Source organism: Geobacillus sp. GHH01 (genome assembly GCF_000336445.1).
GTDB lineage: Bacteria > Bacillota > Bacilli > Bacillales > Anoxybacillaceae > Geobacillus > Geobacillus zalihae.
The window spans coordinates 2,334,350-2,347,584 of the sequence record NC_020210.1 but is presented as its reverse complement, the minus strand read 5'-3'; the positions used below and the strand labels follow the sequence as shown (position 1 = coordinate 2,347,584).

Here is a 13,235-nt window from a genome sequence, read left to right as displayed (position 1 = left end):
ACTATACGATGCGAATGGCTGCTGTGGGGCTTGCTCGAACGAAAAACGCAGGCTCCTTTCTGGGAAGGCCTGCGTTTTTTGTATGATCTGCCCGCAGAAGCGGGTGGTTACGCTTCGAGCCGCTTCACCGTTTCGATGTCATCAATTTGCGCCAACGCCTGCAATACCTCATCATCAACCGGTTTGTCAAGCGATAAGATCATCATCGCCTTGCCCCCCGCTTCTTGGCGGCCGACTTGCATGGTGGCGATGTTGACATCGTGCGCCCCAAGCACGTTCCCGACTTTGCCGATCATCCCCGGCCGGTCTTGGTGCTGGATATACAGGAGATGGCCTTCCGGGGCAAAGTCGATGGCGACGCCGTCAAAATGGACGATGCGGTCGCCGTAGTTCGGCACGTGCGTCCCTTTGATGGTGAACGTTTTGTTTTCGCCATGGACGGTGAGCGAAATGCAGTTCGCATAGCCGTGCGTTTCATCGGAAAATTTTTCGCCGTATGTGATGCCGCGCTCTTTGGCGACCATGGCGGCGTTCACCTCGTTGACGGTTGAGGCGACGCGCGGCCGCAGGAAGCCGGCGAGCAGGCTGCGGGTGATGTACGTCGTCTCCAGATCAGCGACCGTGCCGGCGTAGGTGACCGACAGCTCTTGCACCGGGATGTTCATAAACTGCGATGCAATCAAGCCGAGCTTCCGGCCTAAATGATAGAATGCTTGAATTTTTTCATAGACGTCTTTCGACAACGCCGGCAAGTTGATCGATGAGGTGACGGGCCGCCCTTCAAAAAAGTGGAGCAGCTCTTCCGCGACTTGGGTGGCGACGTTCAGCTGCGCTTCGACGGTCGACGCCCCTAAATGCGGCGTGACGATCACATTGTCAAACGCTAAAAGCGGATGATCCCCTGGCGGCTCTTGTTCAAAGACGTCGAGGGCGACGCCGGCGACATGCCCGCTTTCCAAGAACGGGATGAGCGCCTGTTCGTCGATGATGCCGCCGCGGGCGCAGTTGATCAAATAGACGCCCTTTTTCGTTTTCGCCAAGTTTTCCGTGCCAAGCAACCCGCGCGTTTCTTTCGTGAGCGGCGTATGAACGGTGATGATGTCAGCCACGGCCAGCACTTCGTCAAGCGAGTGAATCGAGACGCCGAGTTTTTCGGCGCGTTCTTTCGTTAAAAATGGGTCGTACACGTGCACGCTCATGCCAAAGGCGCGCGCCCGTTTGGCGACTTCCGAGCCGATGCGGCCGAAGCCGATGATGCCCAATTTTTTGCCAAACAGCTCGTTGCCGACAAACGCCGAGCGGTTCCACTCCCTCGATTTGACGGAAATGTGCGCCTGCGGGATGCGTCGGACGAGGGCGGCCATCATGGCAAAGGTATGCTCAGCGGCCGAAATCGTATTGCCGTTTGGCGCGTTAATGACGACGATGCCGCGTTTCGTCGCTGCATCGACATCAATGTTGTCGACGCCCACCCCGGCGCGGCCGATAATTTTTAAGTTCGGCATTTTTTCCAATAGTTCTTCCGTCACTTTGGTGGCGCTGCGCACGAGCAAAGCGTCAAAGGTGTGCAATTCCTCTTCCGCTTCGGTTGTTTTCTTTTGCACGATGTCGATCTGCGCCGATGCGCAGAGCGGCGCCAAACCTTCTTCACTGATGGCGTCGGAAACGAGTACGCGAAACACAGTGGGTGCCCCTTTCTGTTTCAAGGATGTTAAATTTCTGATAATTTAACATGCGAAAGCGGTTTCTGTCAATGGGGGAAAAAGAAGTCATACCAATGAAAACGTTTTTTTGAGCAGGAATGTTCGGGGTTTGAAAAAGAAAAGCGCCCATATCAAACGACATGGGCAAAATTGTTCGGAAATAGAAAAACGGCGTCTGGTGAAATGAGATGTTGGACGGATTACTTGTTTTTCTGTTCGTTGTAGCGGGCGATGCATTCGTCGATCAATTTGGCGGCTGCTTCCGGCCCCTCCCATGTGCCGATTTCCGTCCGTTTCCCTTGCAAGTCTTTGTAGCGTTCAAAGAAGTGGGCGATTTCTTTCAGTTTGTGCTGCGGGAGGTCTTCAATCGATCTCACTTCGTCAAAGCGCGGATCTTCGACCGGAACGCCGATCAATTTCGCATCTTCTTCGCCGCTGTCGACCATGTTCAAATAGCCGATGACGCGCGTGTCGATGACGCAGCCCGGGAACGTCGGGTTTGTCGTGATGACCAAAATGTCGAGCGGGTCGCCATCCAGCGCCAACGTATTTTGCAAATAGCCGTATTCAGCCGGATAAAACATCGGTGAATATAAGACGCGGTCGAGCTTGAAAATGCCCCGTTCTTTGTCGAATTCGTATTTGTTTTGGCTCCCGGTTGGAATTTCGATAAACGCTTCGACAATTTTATTTTCGAATGCCATAACCCGTTCCTCCTTTGTTGGTTATGTATACATGAAAACTTGTCCACCCAGCAGGCGCGGCGGACAAGCCAATCTTATTGTAGCACGTTCGTTCAAGATGCGCCACTTGTGATTTCACGCTTGCATCAAAAAACCCTCTTGCCGGCAAGGCAAGAGGGGGAATGTCAGTCGAATTTATTCGGATCGCCGTCAAACGGCTCGTCAGCAACTTTGATCGATTCAGTCGGACAGCCTTCGAAGGCGTCCATCATATCGTCAATCAAAATCTCCGGCACTTCGACGATGCCTTGGTTGTCATCAAGGGTGACGTAGGCAATGCCGTCCTCGTCGTAGTCGTAAATGTCGGGAGCGGCGGCGCCGCAAGCTCCGCAGGCGATGCAAGTCTCTTTATCCACAATCGTATACTTTGGCATAAAAATCGAACCTCCCCAAGTTTATTGGAAACGGACGGGCCATCTCCGTGTTGCCTGCTCGGAAATGAACTTTTCACTTTTAATAATAAGACCGTACGGCCGGCTTTTCAACAAAAAAATCGCTCTCTTGTATTTTTACACATATGCATCTTATTTAGTTTTGTTATCATATGGCGGAACTGTCAACCGATCGATTTTTCTGCCGACCGGTTGGGCGATTTTTGCTACAATAGAGGCGAGGGAGGAACGCAGGATGCGGCATGGCTATGCCTCATTTTTGCTCGCCCATTGCTTGCGCCGCTTCAACGGCGAACGGACGCTGGCGGCGGTGTATCATTTATTTTCGGGAAAAAAATCGGCGCAGACGCTCCAAGACAGCAAATGGTTTCAGCTTGAGCCGCTGTTTGGCACATGGAAGAATGTGACGATGGCGGCGCTCGAGGAAGCGGCAATGGCGCTTGTCGAACAGCGACTCGCTTTATCCGCGAAACAGCGGACATACACGTTGACCGCGGCAGGGGAAGAATGGCTTGCCGAGCAAGCAGCGCTTTTCCCCCGCCATCTGAACGGCTGGCGCTATCATGAGGCGGAACCGCTGTTTTGGCAGCGTCTTTCCTTGATCGGGCAGACATTGTCAAACCTCGTCTATGGGCGGCGTTTTGCACCGATTTGCCGCGACGAGCGGACGCTTCAATGGGTGAAGCAATATTTGCTTGCAAAAGGATCGAGCCAGATGTTGGCCGAGACGCTGTATCAAGAGCTCATCCGGCTGCTTGAAGCGGTTTCGGAAGAGGCGGCGGTGATCTTTACGCTGCGTTTGACGAGCGCGGTCCGCATCGGCTGGACGATGGAGCAAATCGCGGCCTATTTGCAAAAGGACGCGCTCTACGTGCAGTTTCAATTCCGCAACGTGCTTCATTACATCATGGCGGAAGCTGAGGCTGGACGCGTTCCGATGATGGCCGAATTGATGAGCGGACTGACGCCGGCGGTGCTGACACAATCGGCGCAAAAAACGTACGAATGGCTGCGGAAAGGAAAAACGATAGAAGATATTTCCAAGATTCGCCGCTTGAAGCGAAGCACGATTGAGGATCACGTTGTCGAAATCGCTGCCAATGTGTCCGGTTTTTCGATCGCCCCGTTTGTCGACGATGAAAAGGCGGCGGCCATTCGAGCGGCGGCGCAGGCGCTTAGGACGAGGAAATTGAAAGAGATTCGCGAGGCGCTTGATGGCAAAGTCAGCTATTTCGAAATTCGGCTCGTGTTGGCAAAGGAAGTGGGACGTTGGACGAGTTGACGAAAACGCTGCGCATGAAGTTCGGACATGCTTCATTCCGCCCGGGTCAGCGGGAAGTGGCGGAAGATGTGCTTGCTGGGCGCGACGTGCTGGCGATGCTGCCGACCGGAAGCGGCAAGTCGCTTTGCTATCAGCTGCCAGCGTATTTGCTTCAAGGCAGTGTGCTGATCGTTTCGCCGCTTGTGTCGCTCATGGAGGACCAAGTCGAGCAGTTGCGCCGGCGCGGGGAAAAGCGAGTGATTGCTTTTCACAGCCTGCTTGATGCCGAAGAAAAATGGCAGGCGCTCGCTTCGCTTGCGGAGTTTCGCTTTATTTACGCGTCGCCGGAGATGCTGCAGTCGGCAAAATTTTTAACGGCGCTTCGGCGCGTATGCATTTCGCTTTTTGTCGTCGATGAAGCGCACTGCATTTCTCAATGGGGATATGACTTTCGCCCGGACTTTTTAAAGCTTGGGGAGATCCGGCGCGCGCTCGGGGCCCCGCCGTGTTTGGCGTTGACGGCGACGGCGCCGCCCGAGGTGCAGGAGGATATTATTCGCACGCTCGGGATGGATGGCGCCCGCCGCCATATTCATTCCGTCGATCGTCCGAACATCGCCTTGTGCGTGGAGCATTGTTCATCAACGGAGGACAAAGCGGCGCGCTTGGCCGATTATGCCAAGCGTCTCGAAGGCCCGGGAATCATTTATTTTTCGAGCCGTCAATGGGCGGAAGAGATGGCGCGCCGGCTCGAACAGTGCGGCGCGGGGCGGGTCGCCTATTACCATGCCGGCATGGACGGGGAGCAACGGCTGCTCGTGCAGCAGCAATTTGTCTACGGTCAGCTTGACATCGTATGTTGTACAAGCGCATTCGGCATGGGCGTGAACAAAGAAAACGTCCGATTTGTGCTTCATTTTCATATGCCGGCCCAGCTCGAGGCGTACGTGCAGGAAATCGGGCGCGCGGGGCGCGACGGAGCGCCAAGCCTTGCTGTGTTATTTTATGCGGACGGCGACCGGGCCATGGCCCAGGCGGTGGCGGAGGCCGAGCTGTTAAGTCCGCGCGAGCTGCGTGAGTGGTGTTGGCGGCTGCCGGAAGGAGCCGGATGGGAAGCGGCGATGGCGACGCTCGAGGCTGCCGGATTCACCGACGTACAAAAGCGGCTGTTGGCGTATTTTTTAGAACGGGAACAACGGGCGATGCCTGGTTGGCTGACAGCGGAGGCGAAAGAGCGGCTGTACGGCAGGATGGCAGCCGCCATCGAGGCGCGGCGGCGTTGGAAGCGGAAAAAACTGCAGGAAATGGATGAATGGGTGCACTTGTCTTCGTGTCGGCGTCAAGCGCTTGTCCGCGCGTTTGGCGAGGAGCTGACGGATCAGCAGAATGTCTGCTGCGATCGCTGCGGGCTTTCGCTTGACGGCTATGAACGAGCCGTCCGCCGTCCGGAGGAGGCGCCGGTTCGCCATTGGCGCGAGGAGTTGTGGGACATGCTTTTTGGCGGGGGGCGGACGAATGAAACGGCAAAGTGAACAAATCCGGCAGATGACAGAGCGCGAGCTGCTTTTTCATCTTTATGTAACGCAAGGGTTGCTGCTTCTTGCCGCCGGCGGCTGTTCGCTCTTTTTGTTCGATTGGGCGGAGTGGCGCCGGCTTTGGCGGTTCGATCTCACCGATGTGCTGCTATACGGAGCGGGCGGGGCGGCGCTCGTGCTGGCGGTCGATTTTTTGGCCATGCGCTATTTGCCGGATGATTGGCATGACGACGGCGGGGTGAACGAAAAAATATTCCGCGGCCGCTCGATTCCGCATCTCTTTTTTTTATGTGCGCTCATCGCTGTGACGGAAGAATGGCTGTTTCGCGGTGTTGTGCAGACGCATTGGGGGCTTGGAGCGGCAAGCGTCATTTTTGCTGTGCTGCATGTGCGCTATTTGGAAAAATGGTTTTTGTTTCTGATGGTTGTGCTCATCAGTTTGTTTCTCGGTGCGCTTTACGAACAGACCGGGAGTTTATGGGTGACGGTTGTCGCCCACTTTTTGATCGATGTGGTGCTCGCTTTGCATATTCGGTTGCAGCGGGAGGAAGGGGTGAAGCGATGAAAGGAACACAGGAGCGCCGAGCTGGGCGGCGCTTGCGGATCGATGAGAGCGCGCCGTCCTCGCGCATCAAACGGCGGAGGGAAAAAGAAGAACAAAAGCGAAAATACGTCCCGGCCCGCCTGCTCGTGTTCTTGTTTTTGGCGTTGCCGGCAGTCGTGCTGGCCATCCACCATGTCCAATCGAAGTCCGACACGGTCACAGTCGTTCGTCATGAAGATCAAAGCGGCCGCGAGACGGTGCGCATTATTCAAGACGACGAAGTCAAGAGGACAGAACAGGCGGCCAAATCGAAGCAGAAGAGCGCCGCCGACCGAGGAAGCGTCGGCGGCCGGGAAAAGAAGACCGATGATGAACAAGGAAAAATCATCACCCATGTCGTCGCAGCCAATGAGACGCTCTACAGCATCGCCATGAAATATTACGGCACGCCTGATGCGATCGATCTCATTAAAAAGGAAAACGGCTTGTCGACGGGCCGCCTTCAGCCAGGGCAAACGCTGCGCATTCCGCTTGACGAAAACCATTGAGCGAAACAAAGCATTGTCTGCCGCTCCCCTTTCTTTGTTCTAATGCTGCCTTCTGCGGCATATGATGGACAATAAAAACAGGACAAGGGGGAGAGGAGATGGTCCATTTTCCAGATGAATTTCCCCTCGATGAAGTGGCGAAGGAAATGTTGATGGCCGTCATCGAAAAAAAGAAAAAATGGGAGCGGCTCGAAAAGCGGACGTTGCTCTTGCAGGCGGCCGCGTTTTCCGGTTTGGCCGTTTTCCTGCTTTATCTTTTGGCCAAGGCGGCGGCTTTCGGGACGTGGGGAGAGCGGATCGCCTGGTTTTTCGCTGCGCCTGCCCATGTGTTGATTCTGCTTCTTTTAAGCACCGTTTATTGGGCAGCCGTCTACTACAAAGGAAAAAGCGAAAAGGCGGAAGACGATTTTCACGCCCTCCGCTGTGAGATCATTCAAAAAAGCATCGATTTATGGCAGGACCAAGAACAGTGGAACGGGCGCCATCGGCTGTTTGAATGGATGAAGCGGGAGTATGGCATCAATCTTTATTATGAACAAAGTTGAGCGGGGGTTCCGCTCAGCTGCTGGCTTAGAAAACCTTTTTATGGTTGCGCTCCTCTTTTAAAATTTCCACCGCTTCACGGAACCGTTGGGCATGGATGATTTCCCGCTCGCGCAAAAAGCGGAGTCCGTCGTTTAAATCCGGGTCGTCGCTCATATTGATGATCCACTGATATGTCGCGCGCGCTTTTTCTTCGGCCGCGATGTCCTCATACAAGTCGGTGATCGGGTCGCCTTTCGCTTGGATGTACGTCGCCGTGAATGGAACGCCGGCGGCGTTATGGTAAAAGAGGGCGCGCTCATGGTCGACGTAATGCGGCTCCAGCCCGGCTTCTTTTAGCTGCTCAGGCGTCGCGTCTTTCGTCAGTTTGTACACCATCGTTGCGATCATTTCAAGGTGGGCGAGTTCTTCCGTACCGATGTCGTTTAGCAGCCCGATCACTTTCGGGGGCAGCGTATAACGTTGGTTTAAGTAACGGAGCGCAGCAGCGAGCTCCCCGTCCGCTCCGCCGTACTGTTCGATCAAATATTTTGCCAGCCTCGGGTTGCACGTGCTGACGCGGACCGGGTACTGCAATTTTTTTTCATAAATCCACATGATCCGTTCCCCCCTTGCGTTCGTGATGGATCGGCTACACTTGCCAAGGCCATGGCGTGTCGTCCCAGTTCCACGGGTAGTTGGAATAGCTATGGCCAAACTGTTCAAGCGGACCATAGGCGGCTTCAAATTGTTTTTTCAGCTGTTTCCGTTTTTTGGCGAGTTGGTTAAATTGTTGAATCGCTTGATAGTCGGTCGGATGGGTGTCCAAGTAGAGTGTCAGTTCGACGAGGGCAAAGTCGACGGCTTGCAGCTCTTCAAGCTGTTCATAATACTCCTTTGGCATTTGTTTCATGAGCCATCACCTTTTGTCTTTGTTTCGTAAGGGCTGTAGTACGGATCGTAAAACACTTGCCAAAGCGTCCCTTTCATCAACGCTTCACGAAGAGGGAATTGCGGCAAGTTTGGCGGCTGGAATCCGACGTACAAGTTCGGCGCGGTGACGTATGTTTTCACGCGGATCGGCGGGCATGGGTCAAACGGGCTTGTATACGGCTCATATTGTTTGCGCGTTGTAAACATGAAACCCCTCCTTTTTTGGCAAAGTTCAGTCTATATTATGATAGAGCAGTACCGTTCATGCCTGTTTGTCATGGCGAATCATGGCAATAATAAGGAGGAAAAAATGGGCCGCCTATGGATGATCGCCTTTGTCGCTGTCTTGTGCACGTATTTGTTTTTTCGCTGGCTGCCGCCCCTTGAGCCGTTTTCCCCAACCTTGTTTTTGACGCAGCTGTTGTTTTCCCCGTTTCGAACATGGCTTGCTTTTGCTTGTTTTTTGCTCGGCGTCGCTGCCAACGGGGCGCTTCTTAGCATCGCTGTAACCGGGACGGTGCGCCTGTTGTCCGGCCGGCGGCTCCGCTTAGGCCAATGGTTGTTCAGCTTGGCGGCGCTCGGCCATTTTTATTGGGCGTTTCGGTTTCATTGGCGGCTGGCGGCGCTTTTTTTCGTTTTTTCCTTTTTTTATGGTATGATGACGATGAGAGACCGCCGGTTGACGAAAGATGACCGGCTTTAGCAGGAGGAAGTATGGTCATCGGGGGAATGATCACGAGTTTTCTTGTTTTGCTTGGTTATATGTGGAAAGAAGCGCACAGCAACCGGGTCCGTCATGTGACGCTGTCATTTCCTCATTTTCCCGACCATTGCCCGCCGCTTACAATTTTTTTTATTTCTGATATTCATCGGCGGGTCGTTTCGTTTCGCATGCTTGAGGAAGTGAGGAGAAAGGCTCACCTCGTCGTGATTGGCGGGGACTTAGTTGAAAAAGGGGTGCCGGAAGCGCGCGTCCGCGAAAATGTGCGCCGGTTGCAAGCGGTCGCTCCCGTTTATTTTGTCTGGGGAAACAATGATGACGAGGTCGACTACGATCTTCAATCATTGCTCGAGGAAGAGCGCGTCCATATGCTCAAAAACAAAGCGAAAGTATGGGAGCACGGCGGTGTGCCGGTCGCGCTCATCGGCGTCGGTGATGTAAGCCGGAAGGAGGCGGATATCGATCGGGCGCTTGAACACGTTCCGCCTCAATCGTTCCGTATTTTAGCCTGCCATAATCCGGCGATCGTTGCCCGCCTGAGGGAGGAACACTACATTTCACTCGTGCTAAGCGGTCATACACATGGCGGGCAAATTCGGTTGTTTTCGTTTGGGTTGTATGAGAAAGGAGGGCTCAAATGGCGCAACAACACCGCGTTGTTTACGAGCAATGGCTACGGGACGACCGGAGTGCCGCTTCGCCTCGGAGCGCCGGCAGAGACTCATCTCATCACGATTGTGCCCGGAAAACTGACACTCGAGAAAAAATGCTTGTCTAAAACGGGGAAAACGATGTAAACTCATTAATAACAACAAACGAACCAATTGCCGCTTGCGTCATACAATAACGGTAAGAGATGGCTCTGTAGGTAAGGAGGGGTGCCGATGCGTCTTGAGCGCTTGACCCACAACAAAATTAAAATTTTCTTGACGTTTGACGATTTGCTGGACCGCGGGTTGACGAAAGACGATTTGTGGAAGGACACGTTTAAAGTCCATCAGCTGTTCCGCGACATGATCGAGGAAGCGAGCGAAGAGCTCGGCTTTGAAGTGAACGGATCGATCGCGGTCGAAGTCTACTCTTTACCGGCACAGGGCATGGTCGTTATCGTCACGAATGAAGGCGACTACGACGACATCGAAGAAGAATTCGCCGACGACTATATCGAAATGCAAGTAACGCTCGATGAGAGCGATGACATATTTTACGAATTCCAAACGTTCGAAGATGTCATCCAGCTCGCTCATCGCCTGTATGCGGTCGGCTGCCTCGACGGCACGCTTTATTCGTACCAAGGCCGCTTTTACTTGCACGTCGCCGAGGAACCGCCGATTCCGCTCGACAACTTTGTCGCCTTGCTGGCCGAGTTTGGCAACCCGGCCACGATAACGATACACCGTGTGCAAGAATATGGGAAACAGTTGATCGAACGGCGCGCCATTGCGCAGCTCGTTCACTATTTCCGGGCCAACTAGGGCGCAGCCAAGACTCCTTTATATGGACAAGGAGTCTATTTTTTCGCGCGAAAGGCTTCCATAAAGCGGTTCGCGCGTTTCATCATTTTTCCTTTGCAGACGCCGACAGAAGGTGTATACTATGACATGGAAGGCGACAAACTATTACAGCGAGCTTATAGGAGGTTTACGTATGGCAGCCGATAAGCATACGGAAGAGAAAGGGCAACAATACGACGTGCTGGCGTCGACACAAATTGTTATACATAGAGCGTTGGAAAAGCTCGGCTATCCGGAAGAGGTGTATGAGCTCTTGAAAGAGCCGATCCGCGTGCTGACGGTTCGCATTCCGGTGCGCATGGACGACGGATCGGTGAAAATTTTTACCGGCTACCGGGCGCAGCATAACGATGCCGTCGGTCCGACGAAAGGCGGGGTGCGTTTCCATCCTGATGTGACGGAACGAGAAGTGAAAGCGCTGTCGATTTGGATGAGCTTAAAGTGCGGCATCGTCGACTTGCCATACGGCGGCGGCAAAGGCGGCATCGTCTGCGATCCGCGCACGATGTCGTTCCGCGAGCTTGAGCGGCTAAGCCGCGGCTACGTGCGCGCCATCAGCCAAATCGTTGGACCGACAAAAGACATTCCGGCGCCGGATGTGTTTACAAACTCGCAAATTATGGCGTGGATGATGGATGAGTACAGCCGCATCCGCGAGTTCGATTCACCGGGCTTCATCACCGGGAAACCGCTTGTCCTCGGCGGTTCGCACGGCCGGGAAACGGCGACGGCCAAAGGGGTGACGATTTGCATTCGTGAAGCGGCGAAAAAACGCGGCTTGTCGCTCAAGGGAGCGCGCGTCGTCGTCCAAGGGTTCGGCAACGCCGGCAGCTATTTGGCCAAATTTATGCACGACGCCGGGGCGAAAGTCGTCGGCATTTCCGATGTGTACGGCGCGCTGTACGACCCGAACGGGCTCGACATCGACTATTTGCTTGAACGGCGCGACAGCTTTGGCACGGTGACGAAGCTGTTTAAAAATACGATTTCGAATCAAGAGCTGCTTGAGCTCGATTGCGATATTTTGGTGCCGGCGGCCATCGAAAACCAAATTACGGCCGAAAACGCTCCGCGCATTAAGGCGAGCATCGTCGTCGAGGCGGCGAACGGGCCGACGACGCTTGAGGCGACGGAAATTTTGACGCAGCGCGGCATTTTGCTCGTTCCGGACGTGCTGGCAAGCGCTGGGGGCGTGACGGTGTCGTACTTCGAATGGGTGCAAAACAACCAAGGTTACTATTGGACGGAAGAAGAAGTGGAACAGCGGCTTGAAAAAGTGATGGTCAAAGCGTTCAACAACGTGTATGAAATGGCGCAGACGCGCCGCGTCGACATGCGCCTTGCCGCCTACATGGTCGGCGTCCGCAAAATGGCGGAAGCGTGCCGGTTCCGCGGCTGGGTGTGAGGCGAGCAAGCAGTGATATTTGCAAGCTTTGGTGAAATCCCCTATCATAAGATAGGGGATTTTTTGCTTCATGCGAGGTGGCAAAAACGATGAAAGAGGAGAAAATCATTATTGTCGGCGGCGGTCCGTGCGGGCTGGCGGCGGCGATTGCTTTGCAAGACGCCGGATTTTCGCCGCTGGTGATCGAGAAAGGAAACATCGTCCATTCGATTTATCGGTTTCCGACGCATCAGACGTTTTTCAGCACGAGCGACCGGCTCGAGATCGGCGGGGTGCCGTTTATTACGGAAAACCGGAAGCCGACGAGAAACCAGGCGCTTGCGTATTATCGTGAAGTCGTTGTCCGCAAACAGCTTCGCATCAATACGTTCGAAGAAGTGAAAGCTATTAAGCGCCAGGAAGACGGGACGTTTCTCGTTGAAACCTCAAAAGCGCTATATCGGGCCCGATACGTGGTCGTGGCCACCGGCTATTACGACCATCCGAACTATATGAACGTGCCGGGGGAAGAGCTGCCGAAAGTGATGCATTACTTTAAAGAAGCGCATCCGTACTTCAACACCGACTGCGTTGTCATCGGCGGCAAAAACTCGAGCGTCGATGCGGCGATGGAGCTCGTCAAAGCTGGGGCGCGCGTGACGGTCCTCTACCGGGGCGGGGAATATTCCAAAAGCATTAAGCCGTGGATTTTGCCGGAATTTGATGCCCTTGTGAAAAAAGGCGTCATTCGCATGGAGTTTCATGCCCATGTGAAAGAGATCACGGAAGATGCGGTCATTTACGAAGTGAACGGGGAGACGAAAACGATCAAAAATGATTTCGTGTTCGCCATGACCGGCTACCATCCGGACCATCGCTTCTTGATGAACATCGGGGTGCAGATCGACCCGGAAAGCGGCCGGCCGCATTATGATCCGGAGACGATGGAAACAAACGTGCCGGGGGTGTTTATCGCCGGGGTGATCGCCGCTGGCAACGATGCGAATGAAATTTTTATCGAAAACGGCCGCTTCCATGGAGACGCTATTGCCGCCTGCATCGCCAAGCGCGAACGGGAGGGGTCAGCCAAGCAGCTGCAGTAGCGCTTCTTGGCCAATACATCGACTGGGCATATGACGGCATGCCCTCCTCGAACAATGAACGCTTTGCGGGCAAATGACATTTGCCCGCCGGCGTTCTTGTTCGAGGGAAGAGACAGAAAAGCTTGTGTTCAGCCATATCATTCTTTGGCTCTTCACCAAAAGTTGTACTTGATTTTTTCTGAACATACCCTATTTACGCTTGTGAGGGAAAATCAACAAATCCGTGATTTTGGCACATCTTTGTGCAGGAAACCGCATTGCTTGTCAAGTACATGTTGTGGTGAAGAGCCCATTCTTTGTTTTTTAGTAAAATAATGGATCATCAACACTCG

Annotated in this window: 16 protein-coding genes; 10 read left to right on the top strand and 6 right to left on the bottom strand. The window is 54.0% G+C overall.

From position 1 onward, the window contains the following. Nucleotides 1–107: 107 nt before the first annotated feature. From serA to GHH_RS11500, 3 genes are all read right to left on the bottom strand, one after another. Complete coding sequence (serA, locus tag GHH_RS11510; protein ID WP_012820732.1) at nucleotides 108–1,682, bottom strand: phosphoglycerate dehydrogenase; 1,575 nt, start codon at nucleotides 1,680–1,682, stop codon at nucleotides 108–110. A 221-nt stretch (nucleotides 1,683–1,903) separates the two neighbouring features. After that, a complete protein-coding gene (locus GHH_RS11505; RefSeq protein ID WP_011231730.1) occupies nucleotides 1,904–2,407 on the bottom strand; it encodes an inorganic diphosphatase in 504 nt (167 codons plus the stop codon). A gap of 164 nt (nucleotides 2,408–2,571) precedes the next feature. Then, nucleotides 2,572–2,820, bottom strand: a complete 249-nt coding sequence (locus GHH_RS11500) for a ferredoxin (protein ID WP_011231729.1) — start codon at nucleotides 2,818–2,820, stop codon at nucleotides 2,572–2,574. Nucleotides 2,821–3,073: 253 nt separating this feature from the next. Between GHH_RS11500 and GHH_RS11495 the strand changes: the two genes are divergently transcribed. The 5 genes from GHH_RS11495 to GHH_RS11475 all read left to right on the top strand — a co-directional run bounded on the left by GHH_RS11495 (nucleotide 3,074) and on the right by GHH_RS11475 (nucleotide 7,271). Beyond that, nucleotides 3,074–4,120 carry a helix-turn-helix domain-containing protein gene (locus GHH_RS11495; RefSeq protein ID WP_014196220.1) on the top strand — a complete coding sequence of 349 codons (1,047 nt, stop codon included), beginning with the start codon at nucleotides 3,074–3,076 and terminating at the stop codon, nucleotides 4,118–4,120. Beyond that, the gene (locus tag GHH_RS11490) at nucleotides 4,108–5,631 is read left to right on the top strand and encodes an ATP-dependent DNA helicase RecQ (RefSeq protein WP_014196219.1); all 1,524 of its coding nucleotides are present in this window, start codon (nucleotides 4,108–4,110) and stop codon (nucleotides 5,629–5,631) included. The genes GHH_RS11495 and GHH_RS11490 overlap by 13 nt, the downstream gene beginning before the upstream one ends. Continuing rightward, a complete protein-coding gene (locus tag GHH_RS11485) occupies nucleotides 5,615–6,199 on the top strand; it encodes a CPBP family intramembrane glutamic endopeptidase (protein WP_011231726.1) in 585 nt (194 codons plus the stop codon). The genes GHH_RS11490 and GHH_RS11485 overlap by 17 nt, the downstream gene beginning before the upstream one ends. Further along, complete coding sequence (locus GHH_RS11480) at nucleotides 6,196–6,726, top strand: LysM domain-containing protein (RefSeq protein WP_011231725.1); 531 nt, start codon at nucleotides 6,196–6,198, stop codon at nucleotides 6,724–6,726. The genes GHH_RS11485 and GHH_RS11480 overlap by 4 nt, the downstream gene beginning before the upstream one ends. A 98-nt stretch (nucleotides 6,727–6,824) precedes the next feature. Continuing rightward, nucleotides 6,825–7,271 (top strand): YpbF family protein, encoded by a 447-nt coding sequence (locus GHH_RS11475; RefSeq protein ID WP_011231724.1) that lies wholly within the window; start codon nucleotides 6,825–6,827, stop codon nucleotides 7,269–7,271. Nucleotides 7,272–7,296: 25 nt separating this feature from the next. Here the strand turns inward: GHH_RS11475 and GHH_RS11470 are convergent, their stop codons facing one another. The 3 genes from GHH_RS11470 to GHH_RS11460 are packed head-to-tail and all read right to left on the bottom strand — an operon-like array spanning nucleotide 7,297 to nucleotide 8,388. Beyond that, on the bottom strand, nucleotides 7,297–7,866 hold the full coding sequence (locus GHH_RS11470; protein WP_011231723.1) for a manganese catalase family protein: 570 nt from the start codon (nucleotides 7,864–7,866) through the stop codon (nucleotides 7,297–7,299). Between the two features lie 34 nt (nucleotides 7,867–7,900). Further along, nucleotides 7,901–8,161 carry a spore coat protein CotJB gene (locus tag GHH_RS11465; protein WP_014196218.1) on the bottom strand — a complete coding sequence of 87 codons (261 nt, stop codon included), beginning with the start codon at nucleotides 8,159–8,161 and terminating at the stop codon, nucleotides 7,901–7,903. Then, nucleotides 8,158–8,388 carry a spore coat associated protein CotJA gene (locus tag GHH_RS11460; protein WP_014196217.1) on the bottom strand — a complete coding sequence of 77 codons (231 nt, stop codon included), beginning with the start codon at nucleotides 8,386–8,388 and terminating at the stop codon, nucleotides 8,158–8,160. Before GHH_RS11460 ends, GHH_RS11465 begins: the two co-directional genes overlap by 4 nt. A gap of 103 nt (nucleotides 8,389–8,491) precedes the next feature. On the opposite strand from GHH_RS11460, the gene GHH_RS11455 reads away from it, so the two are divergent. The 5 genes from GHH_RS11455 (at nucleotide 8,492) to GHH_RS11435 (ending at nucleotide 12,903) form a co-directional block, all read left to right on the top strand. After that, on the top strand, nucleotides 8,492–8,884 hold the full coding sequence (locus GHH_RS11455; RefSeq protein ID WP_015375284.1) for a hypothetical protein: 393 nt from the start codon (nucleotides 8,492–8,494) through the stop codon (nucleotides 8,882–8,884). 11 nt (nucleotides 8,885–8,895) lie between these two features. Beyond that, the gene (locus GHH_RS11450; protein ID WP_015375283.1) at nucleotides 8,896–9,699 is read left to right on the top strand and encodes a metallophosphoesterase; all 804 of its coding nucleotides are present in this window, start codon (nucleotides 8,896–8,898) and stop codon (nucleotides 9,697–9,699) included. Nucleotides 9,700–9,786: 87 nt separating this feature from the next. Further along, nucleotides 9,787–10,377, top strand: a complete 591-nt coding sequence (locus GHH_RS11445; protein WP_015375282.1) for a genetic competence negative regulator — start codon at nucleotides 9,787–9,789, stop codon at nucleotides 10,375–10,377. A gap of 172 nt (nucleotides 10,378–10,549) precedes the next feature. Next, complete coding sequence (locus GHH_RS11440) at nucleotides 10,550–11,821, top strand: Glu/Leu/Phe/Val dehydrogenase (RefSeq protein ID WP_015375281.1); 1,272 nt, start codon at nucleotides 10,550–10,552, stop codon at nucleotides 11,819–11,821. An 89-nt stretch (nucleotides 11,822–11,910) separates the two neighbouring features. After that, nucleotides 11,911–12,903 (top strand): YpdA family putative bacillithiol disulfide reductase, encoded by a 993-nt coding sequence (locus GHH_RS11435; RefSeq protein WP_015375280.1) that lies wholly within the window; start codon nucleotides 11,911–11,913, stop codon nucleotides 12,901–12,903. The last annotated feature ends 332 nt before the right edge of the window (nucleotides 12,904–13,235 follow it).

Excerpts from the sequence above, each read along its gene's own strand:
- GHH_RS11450 (WP_015375283.1), top strand. The coding sequence starts at position 8,896 with ATGGTCATCGGGGGAATGATCACGAGTTTTCTTGTTTTGCTTGGTTAT.
- GHH_RS11455 (WP_015375284.1), top strand. The coding sequence starts at position 8,492 with ATGGGCCGCCTATGGATGATCGCCTTTGTCGCTGTCTTGTGCACGTAT.
- GHH_RS11435 (WP_015375280.1), top strand. The coding sequence starts at position 11,911 with ATGAAAGAGGAGAAAATCATTATTGTCGGCGGCGGTCCGTGCGGGCTG.
- GHH_RS11440 (WP_015375281.1), top strand. The coding sequence starts at position 10,550 with ATGGCAGCCGATAAGCATACGGAAGAGAAAGGGCAACAATACGACGTG.
- GHH_RS11485 (WP_011231726.1), top strand. The coding sequence starts at position 5,615 with ATGAAACGGCAAAGTGAACAAATCCGGCAGATGACAGAGCGCGAGCTG.
- GHH_RS11475 (WP_011231724.1), top strand. The coding sequence starts at position 6,825 with ATGGTCCATTTTCCAGATGAATTTCCCCTCGATGAAGTGGCGAAGGAA.
- GHH_RS11445 (WP_015375282.1), top strand. The coding sequence starts at position 9,787 with ATGCGTCTTGAGCGCTTGACCCACAACAAAATTAAAATTTTCTTGACG.
- GHH_RS11495 (WP_014196220.1), top strand. The coding sequence starts at position 3,074 with ATGCGGCATGGCTATGCCTCATTTTTGCTCGCCCATTGCTTGCGCCGC.
- GHH_RS11505 (WP_011231730.1), bottom strand. The coding sequence starts at position 2,407 with ATGGCATTCGAAAATAAAATTGTCGAAGCGTTTATCGAAATTCCAACC.
- GHH_RS11460 (WP_014196217.1), bottom strand. The coding sequence starts at position 8,388 with ATGTTTACAACGCGCAAACAATATGAGCCGTATACAAGCCCGTTTGAC.
- GHH_RS11480 (WP_011231725.1), top strand. The coding sequence starts at position 6,196 with ATGAAAGGAACACAGGAGCGCCGAGCTGGGCGGCGCTTGCGGATCGAT.
- GHH_RS11465 (WP_014196218.1), bottom strand. The coding sequence starts at position 8,161 with ATGAAACAAATGCCAAAGGAGTATTATGAACAGCTTGAAGAGCTGCAA.
- GHH_RS11470 (WP_011231723.1), bottom strand. The coding sequence starts at position 7,866 with ATGTGGATTTATGAAAAAAAATTGCAGTACCCGGTCCGCGTCAGCACG.
- GHH_RS11500 (WP_011231729.1), bottom strand. The coding sequence starts at position 2,820 with ATGCCAAAGTATACGATTGTGGATAAAGAGACTTGCATCGCCTGCGGA.